Origin of the sequence: Thermoflavifilum thermophilum (assembly GCF_900116565.1) — a bacterium.
GTDB classification, from domain to species: Bacteria; Bacteroidota; Bacteroidia; order Chitinophagales; family Chitinophagaceae; genus Thermoflavifilum; species Thermoflavifilum thermophilum.
The window spans coordinates 1,953,172-1,971,044 of record NZ_FPCJ01000001.1 but is presented as its reverse complement, the minus strand read 5'-3'; the positions used below and the strand labels follow the sequence as shown (position 1 = coordinate 1,971,044).

Annotated in this window: 16 protein-coding genes; 4 read left to right on the top strand and 12 right to left on the bottom strand. The window is 44.0% G+C overall.

All coding sequences use genetic code 11. From position 1 onward, the window contains the following. On the bottom strand, positions 1–1,125 hold the full coding sequence (locus BM367_RS08410; RefSeq protein ID WP_092459763.1) for a putative type IX sorting system protein PorV2: 1,125 nt from the start codon (positions 1,123–1,125) through the stop codon (positions 1–3). A gap of 190 nt (positions 1,126–1,315) precedes the next feature. Here BM367_RS08410 and tyrS point away from each other — a divergent pair, with 190 nt between their 5' ends. Then, positions 1,316–2,572: a tyrosine--tRNA ligase gene (gene tyrS / locus BM367_RS08405; RefSeq protein ID WP_092460980.1), complete on the top strand. Its 1,257-nt coding sequence runs from the start codon at positions 1,316–1,318 to the stop codon at positions 2,570–2,572. Here the strand turns inward: tyrS and truA are convergent. The 6 genes from truA to BM367_RS08375 form a co-directional block, all read right to left on the bottom strand. Next, the gene (gene truA, locus BM367_RS08400) at positions 2,565–3,311 is read right to left on the bottom strand and encodes a tRNA pseudouridine(38-40) synthase TruA (RefSeq protein WP_092459761.1); all 747 of its coding nucleotides are present in this window, start codon (positions 3,309–3,311) and stop codon (positions 2,565–2,567) included. The genes tyrS and truA overlap by 8 nt on opposite strands. A 54-nt stretch (positions 3,312–3,365) precedes the next feature. Further along, positions 3,366–4,655 (bottom strand): proline and serine-rich protein 1 family protein, encoded by a 1,290-nt coding sequence (locus tag BM367_RS08395; RefSeq protein WP_222842601.1) that lies wholly within the window; start codon positions 4,653–4,655, stop codon positions 3,366–3,368. Positions 4,656–4,776: 121 nt separating this feature from the next. Continuing rightward, positions 4,777–5,418, bottom strand: coding sequence for a TPM domain-containing protein (locus tag BM367_RS08390; protein WP_177224167.1), 642 nt, complete (start codon positions 5,416–5,418; stop codon positions 4,777–4,779). A 23-nt stretch (positions 5,419–5,441) separates the two neighbouring features. Next, positions 5,442–6,230, bottom strand: a complete 789-nt coding sequence (locus tag BM367_RS08385) for a TPM domain-containing protein (protein WP_245759944.1) — start codon at positions 6,228–6,230, stop codon at positions 5,442–5,444. 10 nt (positions 6,231–6,240) lie between these two features. Then, positions 6,241–6,690: a TPM domain-containing protein gene (locus BM367_RS08380; RefSeq protein ID WP_092459756.1), complete on the bottom strand. Its 450-nt coding sequence runs from the start codon at positions 6,688–6,690 to the stop codon at positions 6,241–6,243. 12 nt (positions 6,691–6,702) lie between these two features. Then, positions 6,703–7,299 carry a LemA family protein gene (locus tag BM367_RS08375; RefSeq protein ID WP_092459754.1) on the bottom strand — a complete coding sequence of 199 codons (597 nt, stop codon included), beginning with the start codon at positions 7,297–7,299 and terminating at the stop codon, positions 6,703–6,705. A gap of 127 nt (positions 7,300–7,426) precedes the next feature. Between BM367_RS08375 and BM367_RS08370 the strand changes: the two genes are divergently transcribed. Beyond that, positions 7,427–9,346: an OmpA family protein gene (locus BM367_RS08370; protein WP_092459752.1), complete on the top strand. Its 1,920-nt coding sequence runs from the start codon at positions 7,427–7,429 to the stop codon at positions 9,344–9,346. Position 9,347: 1 nt separating this feature from the next. Here BM367_RS08370 and BM367_RS08365 read toward each other — a convergent pair whose 3' ends face one another. Continuing rightward, positions 9,348–10,172, bottom strand: coding sequence for a 5'-nucleotidase, lipoprotein e(P4) family (locus BM367_RS08365; RefSeq protein ID WP_177224166.1), 825 nt, complete (start codon positions 10,170–10,172; stop codon positions 9,348–9,350). A 151-nt stretch (positions 10,173–10,323) separates the two neighbouring features. On the opposite strand from BM367_RS08365, the gene BM367_RS08360 reads away from it, so the two are divergent. Then, positions 10,324–11,076, top strand: a complete 753-nt coding sequence (locus BM367_RS08360) for a polysaccharide deacetylase family protein (protein WP_092459748.1) — start codon at positions 10,324–10,326, stop codon at positions 11,074–11,076. A gap of 28 nt (positions 11,077–11,104) precedes the next feature. Here the strand turns inward: BM367_RS08360 and BM367_RS08355 are convergent, their stop codons facing one another. Both BM367_RS08355 and BM367_RS12175 read right to left on the bottom strand, forming a co-directional pair. Then, a complete protein-coding gene (locus tag BM367_RS08355; RefSeq protein WP_177224165.1) occupies positions 11,105–12,973 on the bottom strand; it encodes a CocE/NonD family hydrolase in 1,869 nt (622 codons plus the stop codon). A 77-nt stretch (positions 12,974–13,050) separates the two neighbouring features. Then, complete coding sequence (locus BM367_RS12175; protein WP_177224164.1) at positions 13,051–13,413, bottom strand: hypothetical protein; 363 nt, start codon at positions 13,411–13,413, stop codon at positions 13,051–13,053. 223 nt (positions 13,414–13,636) lie between these two features. On the opposite strand from BM367_RS12175, the gene BM367_RS08350 reads away from it, so the two are divergent. Then, entirely contained in the window at positions 13,637–13,816 is a 180-nt protein-coding gene (locus tag BM367_RS08350) for a hypothetical protein (protein ID WP_092459744.1), read from the top strand. Positions 13,817–14,195: 379 nt separating this feature from the next. On the opposite strand, the gene BM367_RS08345 is transcribed toward BM367_RS08350, so the two are convergent. Next, a complete protein-coding gene (locus BM367_RS08345) occupies positions 14,196–15,719 on the bottom strand; it encodes an argonaute/piwi family protein (RefSeq protein ID WP_092459742.1) in 1,524 nt (507 codons plus the stop codon). Beyond that, positions 15,716–17,068: a toll/interleukin-1 receptor domain-containing protein gene (locus tag BM367_RS08340; protein WP_092459739.1), complete on the bottom strand. Its 1,353-nt coding sequence runs from the start codon at positions 17,066–17,068 to the stop codon at positions 15,716–15,718. The genes BM367_RS08345 and BM367_RS08340 overlap by 4 nt, the downstream gene beginning before the upstream one ends. Positions 17,069–17,873: the final 805 nt, after the last annotated feature.

The window sequence follows — 17,873 nt, the reverse complement described above, 5'->3', positions numbered from 1 at the left end:
TCAGTATGCAGCCAATTTTTTCTTATGCGGAATATCTATATCAAGTGAAAAAATATGCGAATACAAAGGTTGTGATTGGTTGGCCAGGTTGGTAAATGCATAGGAAAGCTGAAACCCTTTTACCTGAAAACCCGCACCAACTGCCGGCTGGCTGATCCATATCTGATGCCGGCCTGTGGTATCGGCATCATCCTGCGTGCGTTGCAGATGGGAAATACCGGCTCTGACAAAAACCATGTGCCGGTAACTCAGCTCCAATCCCATACGCGGATCCAGACTTATTCTTTTGCCGCTGATAAGTGTATTTCGTTTCCCATCGGTAGTAACTGCAATGTCGGTTTCTATGAGCACATGCCATTTCTCACGGATCTGCATATCCCAGGCGACGGCCGGAATCAGCTGGGGCATGGTGATTTCTGTTGATTTAACAGGAATATCATTTTCGGTAAGAAATAAAATTTGTTTTTCTGCATCGGTAAAATGGAAAGTCCATGCGTTAAAAGTAGTTGTGATATCTTTCAGCATCAGACCAAAGATCCAGTGGGGAAGCCTGTATTGCAAACCCGCATCCAGCCCGAATCCCCATGAGCTGGCAAACGTTCCCACCACACGATGAATGATTTTCACATTTCCACCCACCTGCAAGGTGCGCGCATCATCGCCGGATTGTTCCAGCGGAATATTGCGGGCATAGCTGCACAACAAAGCATAATCGGCGGCCGAAAAAGTAGTTACCTGATCATAATTTACAGATCCATCGGGATTGACCAGATACAAGGTATTGGGAATATCATCCACTGCAAAGCGCAGCAACGTGAAGCCGAGCACGTCGTGCTGAGAGGAAAGAGGCAATGCAGCCGACGCAAAATCATAATTGCCAATGCCAGAAAAATAAGCCGCATGCATCAGCGAAAGTTGCGGCGCATCAAGCCGGGTAAGTCCTGCAGGATTCCAATAGCCCGATGTCGCATTATCCGTAACAGCCACCTGTGCAGTTCCCATGGCAAGTCCGCGCGCACCGGCCCCCAGATTGAGAAACTCATTCACATAAGTTCGCGCCTGCCCGATGCCTTGATAATACGCCAGCACCAGACAACAGCCCATCCACAAGAAACTTCGTTGCATACGCGCCGTTTGGTGGAATGAATCTTCAAACCATAGCTAAAATAAAATTTTGGGTGCACAACAACGGGTTTAAATTCAGGAACGAAGCATTTGCGCAGGTTAAATATGAATTTCCCTTCGTTAAAATTAAATAAGTTTGCAGCGATTTTTCGGCTACTGTAATGAATTCATAGCAAAACGCTTAATTTATATGCATCTGATTGAAGAGCTTTCCTGGCGCGGACTGATTCAGGACATATCGACTGGCACTACCGAATTGCTGCAAAAAGAAGTAGTGAAAGGATATATTGGTTTTGATCCCACTGCCGATTCGCTGCATATCGGAAGTTTGCTTCCCCTTCTGTTGCTGGTTCACCTGCAACGCTCAGGGCATCATCCCGTTGCCGTAGTAGGTGGCGCAACCGGAAGAATTGGTGATCCATCCGGAAAATCGGCCGAAAGAACTTTGCTGGATGAAACAAGCCTGCAACACAACCTGTCCTCTATCCGTCAACAGATAGAGCATATCCTGAAACAATCAGGCAAACCTTACACCATTGTGAACAATGATGAGTGGTTTCGGGAAATGAAATTCATTGATTTTGCACGTGATATCGGCAAGCATATTACCGTCAACTACATGATGGCAAAAGAATCAGTAAAAAAGCGCATGGAAGCCGGTTTATCGTTTACTGAGTTCTCTTATCAGCTTATGCAGGCTTATGATTTTTATTATCTCTTCACGCACTACGATTGTAAGTTGCAGATGGGAGGTGCTGATCAATGGGGAAATATCACCACGGGTATTGAATTAATCCGCAAGCTCACCGGCAAAGAAGCATACGCTTTTACTTGCCCGCTGCTCACGCGTTCCGATGGCAGTAAATTCGGCAAGAGTGAAAGCGGAGAAAATATCTGGCTGGATCCACAAAAAACATCTCCCTATCAGTTTTATCAGTTCTGGATAAATCTTGCTGATGCCGATGCAGAAAAAATGATCAAAATTTTCACCTTCCTATCTCAACAAGAAATCAATGAACTCATTCAAAAACATCGTGCACATCCTGAGGAGCGTGTACTTCAAAAAAGACTTGCAGAAGAAATCACACGTTTTTTGCATGGAGAGGAAGGCTATGAGCAGGCGATTCAAACAACACAAAAACTTTTTGGCAAAAAGGATTTTTCCATACCCGATGAATCGGAACTGAAAACCATGGAAGGCGTGGAAAGAATTTCAATTCCGTTTCCTGATCAGGATGTGGAACTCATAACTTTACTGGCTGAAAAAACAAGCATATTTCCCAGTCGGGGAGAGGTAAGGCGAATGATCCAAAATGGCGGATTATATTTGAACAAACAAAAGGTTTCAGATGTTACTAAAATCATTCATCGGGAAGATTTGCTTTATGGTAAATATCTGTTAATTCAAAAAGGGAAAAAACATCATTACCTGATTGAATTTAAGTAGGGAAAATATCTTCTCCGTATTGCACTTCACACAGATACAATCCATCAGGCGGTACAGCAAATGAAGCAAGCCTATGATCCTGGCTTTCGATAATATGCCTGAAATCATCAATCGTTATTTTACCTCTTCCTACTTTTAGCTGCGTAGCCACCAGTCCTCTTACCATACCTCTGAGAAAACGATTGGCCCGGATATGAAAAATCAAACGATCCTCTTGTTTTTCCCAGCGGGCTTCCTGTATGTGGCAGATAAAGGTTTTAACCTGCGTTCTCTTTTTGGAAAATGATCTGAAATCTTTGTACGCAGTAATCATTTTTGCGCAGGCCTGCAATGCATCCATATCCAACGGATAAGGAAAATAATATCCAAAGTCTTTGAGAAAAGGATCTTTGCGGAAATAAATCATATATTCATATCTGCGACTCAATGCACTGAAGCGCGCATGGGCTTTTTCCCGAACCTTATAAATCGTATGTACCGCAATATCATGAGGCAAAACAGCATTTAACTGATAAGGCAAATGATCCGGCAATGAATCTTCAACATCAAAATGTACTACGTTCTTTCTGGCATGCACACCCGTATCCGTTCTGCTGGAACCCATGATATGCACAGGTTGTTTAAGCAATACAGAGAGTGCATCTTCAATCACCTGCTGCACGGTGAGTACATTTTTTTGTTTCTGAAATCCCGCATAACGTGTGCCTTTATAGGCTATTTCCATAAAATATCTACTCATATTGCAAAAATAAAACAGGCAACCTTGTATCTGATATAAAACCGGAATGGTAAGCTATTGCCTGATTAATGAACGGAAACGTGCCTGGTATGCATCGTCGGGAAAGATGCGAATGAGTTGCTTGAACTGTTCAGAATCTGCCACATGTGGATATACCCATTCAACAAACCGATAGCGGTATGATTCAGTGGTAAACAGATACACCAGTATTTCAACCTGATGTGTGGTAAAGCATCTGTTTTTCAGGTTTCGCTGTACAACTTTCAACATAGCCGCATCACTGCGCTGGGCAGCTACTTTGTTTCTTAATTCCTCAAATTGTTTTTCGTCGAGCACCTGTGCACAATCAGAATTTATCATGGCTATATGCTGCCTGGGAGCTTGTTTTCGGGATGTGGTATCGAATTGGATAAACTGAAGTGGAGGTTGATTGCCAGCCTGTGGTGCTGAAGATGTTGCGGATGTAACCTGCATGGGATTGTCTGGTGACGCAACGTTTTGCTCAGCTGATGTTACCTGCGTCGAAGAAGATAATGAATCCTTATTAGACGATGGAATCTCATCGGCTAACCGACGTAACTTTTGCAAAATACTTTCCATGCTGGTATCACCTGCATTGGTTTCAGCAGGAATCGCAGCGTAAACAGATGTATCAGGTGTGAAAACGGGCTTAGCGGCCTGCAGGGTATCGGTTTGTGGTGTGTGGGTGAGTTGATAAATCGCTTTGGGTTTCTCCTGAGCTGCCTGTCGGCTGGCTGTATCCGGAGCAGGTTCAGATCCGGGTGCAGGGTTATGCTCATTTGAAATAGGCTTTTGTATATGTGCTATAGAAATGGATTCTTCCGGCTGTCCTGCAGTAGCAGCAGCCATCAGCAGTTGTCTGAACCGGATTTGATCAGCATTGGGAGTAGTATCTTTTATGGGGCCAGGTGATTTTGCCTGTAATTTTTTGCTTGGATTGATTTGTGTGTCAGCTCTTGAAGCAAGTGGATAATCAAAGCCCTGTCCCTGTGCTATAGCCACAGGTTTCAGTTCGGTATATTGATGCAAATCATATAAAGCAAACTCCTGATCATTGATACGCTTGAGCAAATAACCTTTATCTTGATGAGGCGGTAAATTGAGCTGATAACGTTGTTCGGGATATTCATTTCTTGGAAAACCAATCACAATATCCAGCTTACCGGGGGGAACCGGCGACAATACCACATAACCGGGCGGATTGGCACTGATAATCTGATTGTTCAGCTTCACATAAAAAAGCTGATGCTGATCACTTTGTATGTACACAAAATGTTTTTCTTCCTGTGCATACCCCACCATACACCCGGTTATCATCCACATCACCAAACCATATATGATCCTCCGCAGAGATGGCCCTTTGCACATAACTGGTTGCATATTATTTATGGTTATGCGAATGTAAAGGATTTAGCCGGGAACTGTTGTGACCGAAACGTGAAAATTAAGTCTTTGGACGATTGGAAGTGGATTTCCAATAAAGCAGAATCAGCAACAATGCTCCTGCAGCAATCAGGAGAATCCACCATGGATTGCGGGTTGATGGGGTTTGAGCTAATGTCCGGTTTATTTCACCGGGGGGAATGAGAATAGTATTAATGGCAGCCAGGCAATCACGCAATCCCTCGTAGTAGGCTCCCCGCTGAAAGGCTGGCAATACATAATGATGCATCAACATGAAATTGGTTTGCGCTGTGATGGTGCCTTTCAATCCGTCACCTACTTTCAGAATTACCCGATGCAGACCGAAATCAACGAACATCAACATGCTTCGCTGCCCGTTGTCTTCGCCCAGATGCCAGAAATGATAAAGTGAATCTGCAAAGGTTTCGGGCGGAAGGATGCCGGCATCGGGCATGGTTACCAGCACAATATCAGCATTGTGCTGATGGTTGCATTGAATCAACAACTGTTCCAGGCTATCCTGCTGGGCCTGGGTAAGCTGGCGGGCAAAATCATTGACATGATGCCGGGGCATGGGTCGGGCAGGCAGCTGAAAAACCTGTGAAACCTGAGAAAAACCAGATATCCACATCAGACAACAGATGCTGATGCCCAAATGCACGATGGGTAAAGGTATTCGCATATGTGAACTTTTTGCTTGGACAATTACCAGCTGCCACCGGCTCCGCCGCCACCGCCGCTTCCGCCACCAAATCCACCGAAGCCTCCTCCCCCGCCAAATCCGCCACCAGAGCCTCCTCCCCATCCACCAAGACCTCCACCAATGATGGGCCCCATCCAATAGCCGCCCCTGCTGATCATACCACCTCCTCCACGCCCCCCACGTATCCAGGCCAGAATAAACAAAATGATCAACACCCCTACAATCAAACCAATCAGATTGCCAGCCCGCTGCCCCTGGTCGTCCTGGCGAGGCTGTGCCTGATATTCACCGGCTGCCGCCTGCATGATGGCTTTTATGCTGGCTTGAATGCCTTCAAAATACTGCCCCTCCTTGAAACGGGGCACCAGCTGCTGATCAATGATTTCCTTGCAGGTAGCATCGGGCAACACACCTTCCATGCCATAGCCTGTAGCTATAAATGCTTTGTGATCCTGAACGGCGATGAGCAACACCACACCATTATTATGTTGCTTAGTACCCACTCCCCATTGTCGCAAAATGGCCAGCGCATATTCCATCATGTCATAAGGGCCTACGGTGGGCACAATTACTACTGCAATCTGGGTGGAAGTGGTATCATTGTAAGCATCCAGCTCTTGTTCCAGCATCTGTTGCTGCTCCGGATTCAACAGGCCTGCCAGGTCGTTGACCAGCCGGGGTGGATTGGGCCGGGGAGGAATATGCTGGAGAACACTGCCCGTTTGCGCCCACACAGTTACACTGCAGACACAAAAACACACCATTCCAAGCCAATATAATACCTTGTTCATGGGCCATCGTTTATTGCCCTTCCAGAATTTCATCGGATAATTCATTGGGGTTTTCACCCTGGGAAGGGAAATGTTGTTTCAAAGCCTGGCCAATCCAGTGAATACTGGCCTCCAGACCCTTGACGAGATCTTTTTGTTTGAAATGTTGCAACATGGCTTCGGCAGCCTGCTGCCAGAAGGAATCCCCAACTTTCTGATGAATCCCTTCGTCTCCGAAAAGAGCATATTTGCGGTCTTTGGTGGCCACATAAATGAGTACTGCATTGCGATGCGCGGTGCGAAACATTTCATGCGCTTCAAATATCCCTCTGGCCCGTTGCATGGGATCCGGGGAGGGACAACGATGCTCAATATACACCCTGATTTCTCCCGTAGTGCCTTGTTCGGCCTGCTGAATAGCTTCTACCAAACGCTGTTTTTGTGCCCTGGTGAAAAAATCCCGTTTCAGCAAACCCGGCATGATAAATTGTATTTAAAACTGCACCTGTGGAGCTTTTTCTGCTCCCTGCTGTGCCTGGAAATAGCCCTTTTCTTTAAACCCAAAAGAAGCGGCAAACAAGTTCATGGGAAAACTTTTGATCAGGGTATTGTATTGCTGTACCGCATTGTTAAAATCCATCCTGGCCACGGCAATGCGATTTTCCGTTCCCTCCAGCTGGGCTTGCAGATCCCGAAAATTCTGGGTGGCAGTGAGTTGCGGATATCGTTCGGCTACGACCATCAGCCGGCCAAGCGCCTGGGTAAGCTGTCCCTGCGCCTGCTCAAACTGCCGGATTTTTTCCGGACTCAAATCATTGACATCTACCTTGATCTGCGATGCCGATGCCCGAGCCTGAATCACCTGTGTAAGCGTCTGTTGTTCAAAATTAGCTGCACCTTTTACGGTGTTCACCAGATTGGGAATCAGATCCATCCGCCGCTGATATTGATTTTCCACCTGTCCCCATTTTGCTTTGACATCCTGATCAAGGGCTACGATTTTGTTGTATGTGTTTTTTAAACTGCAACCACCGATAAGTATAATCAGCAGAATGATGATCAGAACAATCCATCCGGTTTTGAGTTTCATATAACAGGCATTTCAGGCTAAAGTACAAAAAGAATTTTTCCTGCTCAAAACCATTTATTGGCTTAAGCAAAATACGAATGGATGATTTGCCGTTTATGTGATATACCTTTCCTAAAATCATGTTTTCATGACCATATACCTGAAACCCTGCATGCTCTCTGGACTTCTCTTATGCTGTTTGCATTTGCAAGTGTTTGCACAATACAATCCCCAAAAAATCAACAAAAAAGCACGGGCATATTATCTGAATGCACAATCTGCTCTGGATATGCAAAATTTTATACAGGCGGTGGGTTATCTGAAACTGGCCGTGAAAGAAGACTCTAACTTTCTGGATGCCTGGGCACAGCTGGGTTCGATTGCTTTACAGCAAAAACAATATGAAGAGGCTGCCGGTGATTTTCGGCAGGTGATGCGCATTGACAGCCTCTACGACCCCCGGCTTTATTTTTCCTATGCCAAATCGCTGGCAGGTCTGGGAAATTTTGCTGAAGCCATAACCTATATCCATCGGTATTTGCAAATTCCCAATCTGGGCAGTGGTGAAACAGAATCGGGTAACAGATGGCTGCAACACTTTGAGATAGGCTTGCAAACAGAGTTGCAACATCACCCTTTTGACCCCCACAACCTGGGCGATAGCATCAATACGCCGGATCCGGAATATTTTCCTTCGCTCACTGTAGATGGTCGTATCCTGGTTTTCACCCGAAATGTGCACAACCAGAATGAAGATTTTTATATCAGCACCTGGGATGCGGCCGACAGCCAATGGCACAAAGCCGTAAACCTGGGTCCTCCGGTCAATACCCCGGAAAACGAAGGTACCGCCCATATTTCACAGGACGGGCGCATCTTAATTTATGCTGCCTGCAATCAGCCCGGCGGGTTCGGAAGTTGTGATATCGTATATTCGGTGAAAACCGCTCATGGCTGGAGCGATCCCATCAATCTGGGTCCGAACGTAAACAGCCGGTTTTGGGACTCGCAGCCCTGCCTTTCACCAGATAATCATGATCTGTATTTCGTGAGCAACAGGCCAGGCGGCTATGGTGGCAGCGATATCTACGTGTGTCATCTTCAGCCCGATGGTACCTGGAGCAAACCCGAAAACCTGGGGCCCAACATCAACACGCCCGGCGATGAAACCAGTCCTTTTATCCATGCCGATAATCAAACCCTCTACTTTGCATCGAATGGCTGGCCTGGCATCGGTGATATGGACTTGTTCTACTCCCGCCGCCAGCCCGACGGCAGCTGGAGCAAACCGGTGAACTTAGGATATCCCATCAACACCATCGATCACGACGGTACCCTGTTTGTAGCCGCCGATGGCAAAACGGCTTATTTTGCTTCGGATCGGTTCAATGGGTTTGGTCAACTGGATATTTATTCATTTATCCTCTACCCGGAAGCCCGCCCCATTCAAACGCTCTACGTGAAAGGAGAAGTGTATGATTCGCTGACGCATCAACCTTTAAGTGCATTTATTGACCTGATCGATGTGGCTACCGACAGCCTCATTACCCGCATTCGGTCTGACATCAACGGGCATTATCTGGTTACTCTTCCGGTAGGGAAAATCTATGCTTTTCATGTCTCCCATCCGGGATATTTGTTTTATTCCGATCAGTTTTCCCTGGTCAATCAACAAGCCTATCGTCCTTACGAAATCAATATTCCTCTGCAACCCATCCAGCTGCATGCGCGCATGGTTTTGAAAAACATCTTTTTTGATTTCAACAAATACGATTTGAAACCTGAATCAAAGCCCGAGCTGGATAAACTGGTGCAATTTCTCAAAGACAATCCTACGTTGCATATTGCCATCAAAGGATATACAGACAGCGTGGGGTCTGCTTCTTTTAACTTAACTCTTTCCCAGCATCGGGCGGAGGCTGTCATGCAGTATTTGATTGCACATGGCATACAGGCCAACCGCTTAAAAGCCGTGGGTTATGGCGAAGCTCAGCCCGTGGCCAGCAATGAAACCGAGGAAGGCCGTGCCCTAAACCGCAGAGTGGAATTTGAGGTTACCGAAAAATAGCCTATTCCGTTTGCAGCAGTGCCTGATATACACTATCGGCCTGTGCGGGTGAAAGTTGTTGATAATTCAGATAAGCTCGTTGCCATTCGCCATACATATCGTTGGGAATGATGATCCACTTCTTCCCAAACAAACCTGCATGTGCATACACCAGGCTGTCGCGCACAGCCATCGGTTGGTGATCAAATGCATGGCTGAAATCGCCTAAATTATCGCCTAACAGCAAAATCACCCGATAATCCTTTTCCACCGCAGCCCGACGGCTCGACTTATCTTCGCCTCCATCGGGCGAAAGCAATACATGCGCCTGGTCGGCATCGGGAAATCCATATCGTTGAAGATTGCGGATGGTGGCTGTTAATTGATCAACCCTGCGATTGGAAATATAAAAAACCTGCACACCCCGACTGGCAGCATATCTGAAAAAATTCAATGCCCCCGGAATGGTATCGGCCTCGGCTTTCATGACCCAATCATTCCAAGATTGCGAATCAAATGATTTCCCCTGCAAAGCCATGGTGGCTTCATAGCGGGCGTTGCTCAGCAGGGTTTCATCAATATCGGTGATCACGGCATAGCGGGCATAACGATTAGCCGTGTCTAAATAAGCATCTAATTGATGCCGCGCAACCTGGTAGGCCTGCACGCAAAGGGCTTTGTACTCTGCCGCGCGTTGATGCCAGAGCGTGGCATACACCAATGCAGCATTCACAGGCATTTGCCGGTGGGCTGTGTGTGCAACCTGCCGCGAACTGCTGCAGGAGCTGATCCATGCAAGCATGACCAGCCCGGCAATTGGCATCACATGAATCGTTTGGATACGCATACAGCGAAATTCAAAAAAATTGCCGGAAAAATCATCTTTTGCACCATCCTTTTTCATATCCTTTCAGCTGTAACCAGAAATAATTTTTTATCAGCTCACTAATCAAGCGGGAATTTCCCTGAACTTTGTACACCCAAAAAATTTGTTTGATATGTTGTTCCATTACTTGTGGTTTATATTGCTGCCGTTTTTTGGCTTTTACACACCAATCACTCCCACACAAAATCATCTTCCCAAAGAGGTTCCGGTGCTTTGCTTTCATCATATCCGGCCCGATACCATGCATCATTTGAGTCCTTATTCGGTAACGGTATCTGTCTTTAAGGCCGACATGAAAATCTTGCACGACAGTGGCTATCATACCATCTTGCCCGACCAGCTGTATGATTATCTCACCAAAGGTACTCCCCTGCCACCCAAGCCCGTGATGATCACATTTGACGATAATGATGGTGAACAATTTACCATTGCAAAACCAACTCTTGACCAGTATGGCTTTAAAGGTGTGTTTTTTATCATGACGGTTACCATGGGCAAGCCACATTACATGAACAAAGAACAAATCAAACAATTGGCTGTAGAAGGCCATCAAATCGGACTGCACACCTGGGATCATCACATGGTAACCCGATACACCGAACAAGATTGGGTGAAACAATTAGACGAACCCAAGAAAATGCTGGAACAACTCATCGGCAAGCCTATTCCCTATTTTGCTTATCCTTATGGTGTGTGGAATGAAGAGGCAATTGCGGAACTGAAGAAAAGAAATATCAAAATGGCTTTTCAGCTCAGCAGCAAAATAGATCCCCGCTATCCGCTGTTTACCGTGCGCCGCATCATCGTACCCAATTCAAATTCACCACAAACTTTATTAAACATCATGCGCCGCGATTTTCATTAAATCTGTCATTCGCATCCAAACATCAGTATCATTCTTTCATCACAGGCAAATCTACATAAGTAGCATAGCGTGCATTGCGATAAATGCGCTGGGTAGCTGTTTGAAAATCGTTTTCTTTTGCTTCAAATATATTCGGCACATACCGCTGCGGGTTGCGATCAATAACAGGGAACCATGTGCTTTGTATTTGTACCATCAGGCGATGCCCTTTGCGAAATACATGATTGATTTGATGCAAATCAACCACGTATGCTTCCACTTTTCCCGGCTGAATGGGTTCGGGTTGCGTGAAACTTTTGCGAAACCTGCCTCTGAACACTTCTGATGCTACCATGAGCTCATAGCCACTCATGGTGGGATGCAGGCTATCCAGATCCGGATACACATCAATGAGTTTCACTACCCAATCGGCATCTGTACCCGTGGTGCTGGCAAAGAGGTGAGCTACAATATCACCGGTTACGGTGAGGTTGCTGTCGAGCGGTGGGGTTTCCCATGTCGCCACATCGGGCCGATGATCCACAAATCGCTGATCTTCCGTAAGCCAGGTGCGCCAGCGGGAGTGCGGACTGTAGGTTTTTTCAATCGGACGACTCCGATAAGGCACCGGATGGCGTGGATCGCTGATATAGGCATCAAAAGCAAGGCTATCCTGGGTTTGAGGTTTATGAAATGACAGCTGCCCATTTGCCTGTATAAACAATTGCCGGTGTATGGCATTGCGCGGTGGCCAGGTGTCGTATGTTTTCCATTGATTGCTTCCAGTTTGAAAAACAATGGCTTCTGGAAAATGCCCATTGCCCTTGCCTTTCAGCCAGTAATCAAACCACGCCTTTTGAATCTGTTGCTGAAAATAAGCTGCTGTATTGCTTCCCATGTGATAGTTTCCAATCTGCTCCACATCCTCATTCACCCATTGACCGTGATACCAGGGCCCCAGGCAAATGAAGTTGTCATGATGCACATCGTACTTTTCCATGTGGCTATACATCAGTTGCGGACCATTGATATCTTCCTGATCCCAAAAGCCGCCTACATGCAGGGTGGGAATGCGCGGCGTGTCGATGTAACTCAGCGGTGACTGATGCTGCCAGAAACTGTCGTAATCGGGATGTTGCACAAATGCATCCCAGGTGGGTATGCGATGATGAAAATATTGTTCATTTACATTCGACAACGGCCCCAGCCGCAAATACCAGTCATACAAATCATATTGCGGAAAGGGAAACGAAGTATCGCCTTTGGCTGCTTCTTCTTCAAAACTGTACTCAAATCCATACGAAAGTCGGAAAGCACCATTGTGATGAAAATCATCACCCAAAAACAAATCGCCCATCTCGGCCTGCGGGGATACGGCTTTCAGCGCCGGATGCGGATAGCCACTGCTCACCAATGCCAGCCAGCCCGGATAGGAAATGCCCAGCTGACCCACCTTTCCGTTGTTGTTTTTGACATGTTTCAATAACCACTCAATGGTATCATAGGTATCGGTGCTTTCATCCACAGTATCGGCCACGCGGTTAGCGATTACCGGACGTTGCATCACAAACTTTCCTTCACTGCGTTGTTTGCCTCTGATGTTTTGATATACAAAAATGTACCCTTCTTTTGCCATGTCGCGCACATAAGGATCCTCGTCGGGAGGCACCGTTCCCATATTCCAGCTGCTATAAGGCGAGCGCATCAGCAAAATCGGAACAGGCTCTTTTACGTTTTGGGGAATATATATCCGCGTGAAAAGCTTCACACCATCACGCATGGGTATCATCACTTCTTCTTTTACATAAGTGATGGTCTGTGACCTTGACTGGCAGCTGGCCAGCAGAGCTATCATAGTTGCCAGACAGAGCGAAGTAAACTTATGCAACAAAAAATGAGAAATGACAGTTTGTTTCATGATGAAAAGTTGAGGGTGTGATTTCATGCTATTTGTCGCCTTAATATGGCTACTCTCCTGCATTGGATATGGCTTTTTCAACATCCCCATTCCTGTATTATCATCATGATAATGGGCTTGGGCACCATACCCTCCATGGTATAAGCGATGCTTCCGCCGTATCCGCTCCGGATATAGGCTCCATCCAGGGTGGCCATAACAGTTCCACCCATGCCACGGCGTATATATCCCCCATCTTCGCTGCATAAAATGGGACCGCCAAATCCATCTCTCAGATAAGGCCAATCCCAGGTAAATATGATTTTACCTCCATAACCATCGCGGATATAATCGCCATCAAGCGTGCATACTACGGTTCCTCCATATCCTTGTTTCAGATAAGGCCAATCCCAGGTAAAGAGGACGCCAAACCTCATACCCTGATAAATGTAGGCCGACATATAAATGAAATTTTCAACAAATTAAAAAATCACATACATACATGCAAGCATTTTTCTGCAGGCAAATCACATGGCTATAAACTTCTTCTGGAACTTCTACTGGTTACCTCATCGTGGATAACATGAAAGATAGGCCCCTACAGATATTCTCGAAACCATGATGGCTACACAATCAGACAGGATTTAAAAAGCTTTTGTTTCAACAAAAATGATACGGTAATGCATGATCACCATCCACAATGATCCCATTCATCAACAAAAACATCCCGACAAATACCTCTCGTATGCCATCATGCATCATGGACAACTGGAGGTTGCTTTGTATCTTTTGTTAGCTAACGGATTTCACTGCATGGGCATTCTTGTAAAGGTTGGAGTGGCCACAATCTTTATCAATGTGTAAAATAACCAGATTGTTCTACAACTTGTCTGATGTAAAAACATCAGCTATTCCGGTAACAACTGCGGGTTGGGGTATGAACATGTGGATTTTTAGATATGCCTAATCTAAACTCTCCCCATTGCTCATGCATACTCGTTTCATGCTTTGTACTTAACACCCCACTGCCTATTCACGATTTTATACGGCTCCATTTATTTAACCGCATATAAATGACGATCCAAGCTTGCTTCGGCTACGCTCAGCCAGCGGGGATGTAATTTCTGAGGGGAGCCAAAGGGAGCAGTTGACTCACATCCCCATACCTTACAGCACACAATAATAAATTAAGGTTTTGCATAAATGTCTATTATCTGCAAGTATTCTTACAATTGTTTGTTGATTATATGTAGTATTTAAATGCAAGTGGTGGTGTTTTTATTTCTGTACTGGCCGTAAGTATTTCTCCGATTTTATTCGCAAAACGAAGTGTCACTGGTTCTCCGTCTGCATAAATACAAGCATTGTAATTCAATTTTGTTAATGCAAGTATGTCCTTCAATACTTGTTGAATTTCGGCTTCTCCTTTATTTATTTCAATGAAAATAGGATTCGGAACTTCCATTGAAAGAGTAGATTGCAGTTTAGGAACAAAACCTAATGTCCATAAAAACGCTTTTTTTTCATCCACTATATATGCATTCCCTCTCATTATTGGAAAAGCTCCTTCTGTCTTGTATAATTTTAATGGTTTTGATTTAGTAATTGTCACCCCAACAAGGTTTGTATTTTTTGGGGTTACTTCATTAAATGCATTCCACTCCTCATCATTAAAGCGAGTTCTGGCATGTATGAATACTTCTTTCGGGTAGCTTTTGTTTTGTTCCTTGTACGATTCTAATGCTTGAGTCAAAAGAGCTTTAGCCTCCTTGGGCTTCAAATGATATTCGCCCTTTTCAGGGTTGTACCAAGGGCCAACTTCACCTTTAAAGACAGTGCCATCACCGTTATCCAAGAACATTTGAGCTGCGCAACACGCATTTTGGGGATTTTTACTTTTCTCTATTTTTTTGTAAACTAATCCTAAATAGCATACTCCGGGTCGGATGTCACCAAGTTTCCATGGTTTGCCACCGGCTTTGTAGTACGCAGCAGTTGAAATTGTCCAGGCCAGATGACCTTCAATCTTACTAAAATCCCTTATTGGAGCACCAAAGGTGTTCTTAAAATCCCTCCATGCTAATGTGCTTTCTCTCAGTATTTGAGTTGGAATCGTATGTTCCAGTAATCGAGCTTTTAGCTGATCGTGAAACTGTGCATCGTAGTTATAGGTTTTTGCTTCTTTCTCTACCTCTTTCAGTTTCTTGTTGAACTCTTCGAATAGCGTTGGTGTATATCGAAACGACTTTGCTTTCGATTTCGAGATTAGAGATTTCGTCTGGACCAACTCATTTGGAAGAACTGAATTGGGCCGGCAATACTTGTAAATTTCTTCAGGAACAATGACAAACCAAACATCAACTCGTTCTTCATCATTTTTATTGGCGGTAATAATTTTGTCATTAAAAAGCGTTACCAAATCATACGTCCGTTTATGTGTGCTGGCATTAAACAAATATCTTCTAATTTCTTCGTCAGTTATTTCTTTGAATACAATGTTTTGAGATTCCCACTTGCAGCCAAAAACTGCTTCAAAACCCGGGAACATGGGTCTTGTAATATTGTTATGGTTGTATATTGGTTTCTGAATTTTATCCAGATAGGATTTGAAAATCTGCAAACCTTTTTGTGTTCCAACGACTCCACTTTTAATACCATATATCTGATTCAGAGGTCCGAATAATGCCAATCCATCTCTAGGATCAGTACATTTCTGACCATGAGCAAAGAGGATAGAGGGTTCTTCTATGTAGATCAATTCCTTCATTCAATATCTTCTAATTCGTCTAAATCTTCCGTATCTTCTTCAAAGTTGTTTATATCTGCTAATACTGATTCTTCTTCCAAAGTTACTTCAGAAGGCGTTACATAACTCATTTTCCCAAAAAATTTCAGAGGTTTATTTGAAATCAGGATTTTCTCTTCGCTTCCTACATTTAGGTAAATAGCGTTTTGATCATCTGAAAGAAATCGGATAAAGGCAAGTAATTTTTCCCGCCATTTGTCATTCCACCAATTCTTACCCTGTTTTCTTCGAGATGAATGCTGAATGCTTTTAGATTTGATAAGATTAATACCATCCATGGTAAAGATAATATGACTCGAAACCATTAAAACGGGAGAGGGATAGAGCTTACCGGCTGCCGAAATCCCAAAGTGCCAGTATTTATTTTTCTGTTTGCCGACTAACTTAATCTTTTCAAATTTGTCTTTTTCCAGTTTGCCTTTTTCAATCCAATAAGCAAAGGTTTTCGACATTTGATATTCCCTTACATTCTTATCTTTCATTCTAAGCTCAAATGCCTTGTTGATAAGCTGGACAATCAGTCTTTGACATTCGTAGTTTCTGATAAAATCAGTGTCATACCTACCTGATAGAATATCACTTGTAGAAATTCTAATTGATTCCTGGCCATTGTATGTTTCGGTTTTTGGTAATTGGTGTATGAAATCATACTCCCATGCAAACGTGCACAGATACTCTTTGTAGCGAATAGCTGGAAATGCGAGGGTTCTTACATCAAATTGTTTTGGCAAACGCCAATCGTATCTATGAAACCTTAGTTCATTAGGAAATGAAATAATAGGGAACCAGTTAGAATCATAGGTTTCTTCCTTCTCAATCGCTTGCTTGTCATGAAGGAAAATTTGTTGGTAAAGCAAATTGCTTTTTGAATGGTCAGGAGGTTTTTTTGGAACATTCTGCTTTTCGAATGCGTCCAGCAAGTCCTGCAATCCTTTTGCCCAGGATTTTTTAAAGTCGATGGCGTTTAAACGGACAATTTCGATATTGATGTCATCATAAGACAGATTTTCATCAATAGCAAGCGGTATGATGAACATATCATCTTGAAGGTGCTTTTTAACTTTCGTTGCTACCGCCAGTTCTTTCAAGACACCTTCCCGCTTATTTCCTGCTGTGGAAGAAACAATTAGGAATTTACAGGTGTTTTCCCGTATCTCTTTTTCAATGGTGCTCCAAAAGTCAACTCCCTTGTCCAAGAAAAGGATATCACACCAAACTTCATAACCCAGACCAATGAGTTTTAGCGATAACCACCTGGTAAAATCATCATCCTCTGGTGTGGCGTGGCTTATGAAAATTTTATTTCTCATTTTTAATGATCTTATCGATCTGTTTGTAATCTTTCTGCTTTTTGAATTGATTTAAACATTCTTTGGTAAATATAGGTATAATTCAGAAATCAAAAAAATGCAGGTAATTTCAGTTGCCGACATAATTTGAAATCTTGTAAAATAGGTTTATGAAATCCCTTTTCATCCCCCCAAATTTACACCACAACTTCCTATTTAACAAACCCATTTAAAACAACCATATTCCGGCATCTTATTCACTCCCCCCACACCTTATCAATCACTCTTTTAATTTTTTCCTCATAAATTTTAATCAACTCTCTGCAACCATCAACGACCTTGCGCTCAGATTCGATGCAATCAACGATGCGTTACTGCACTCCAAGCGGGGAACGGGGAAGAGAAAGTCTTTAAAATCTTGGGATTCTACAGCAAGTTGTATCAACAAACGCCAAGTTGTTTGTTCTATTTTGTGATAGAAAACATTTTTTATGCGATTGGAGGTAGAACTTTTTTCTTTGCGTGAAGTACAAAGGGATCGGCTATGCGTTTAGAGGTGTTTAGGAGCAAAAAATTTCAATTTATTACTAAAGCTCATTAGGGGAACAAAGCTCCAAGTTTGCACGTCAGCCCGCCTGACGGAAAAACCCATGCTACCAGGCGTTTTCTATATTTTCATACCCATTTCAATCCGCCATCTGATTTTCCTATTTGTTGTTGAGTCAATACCCTAATCGCGTTTGCATTACCTTCAAAGTTTATTAAATCTGCCCATTCTTCCTTTGAAAATTTACTTTTTAGTTCTCTTTCATTTTTTACGAAATAA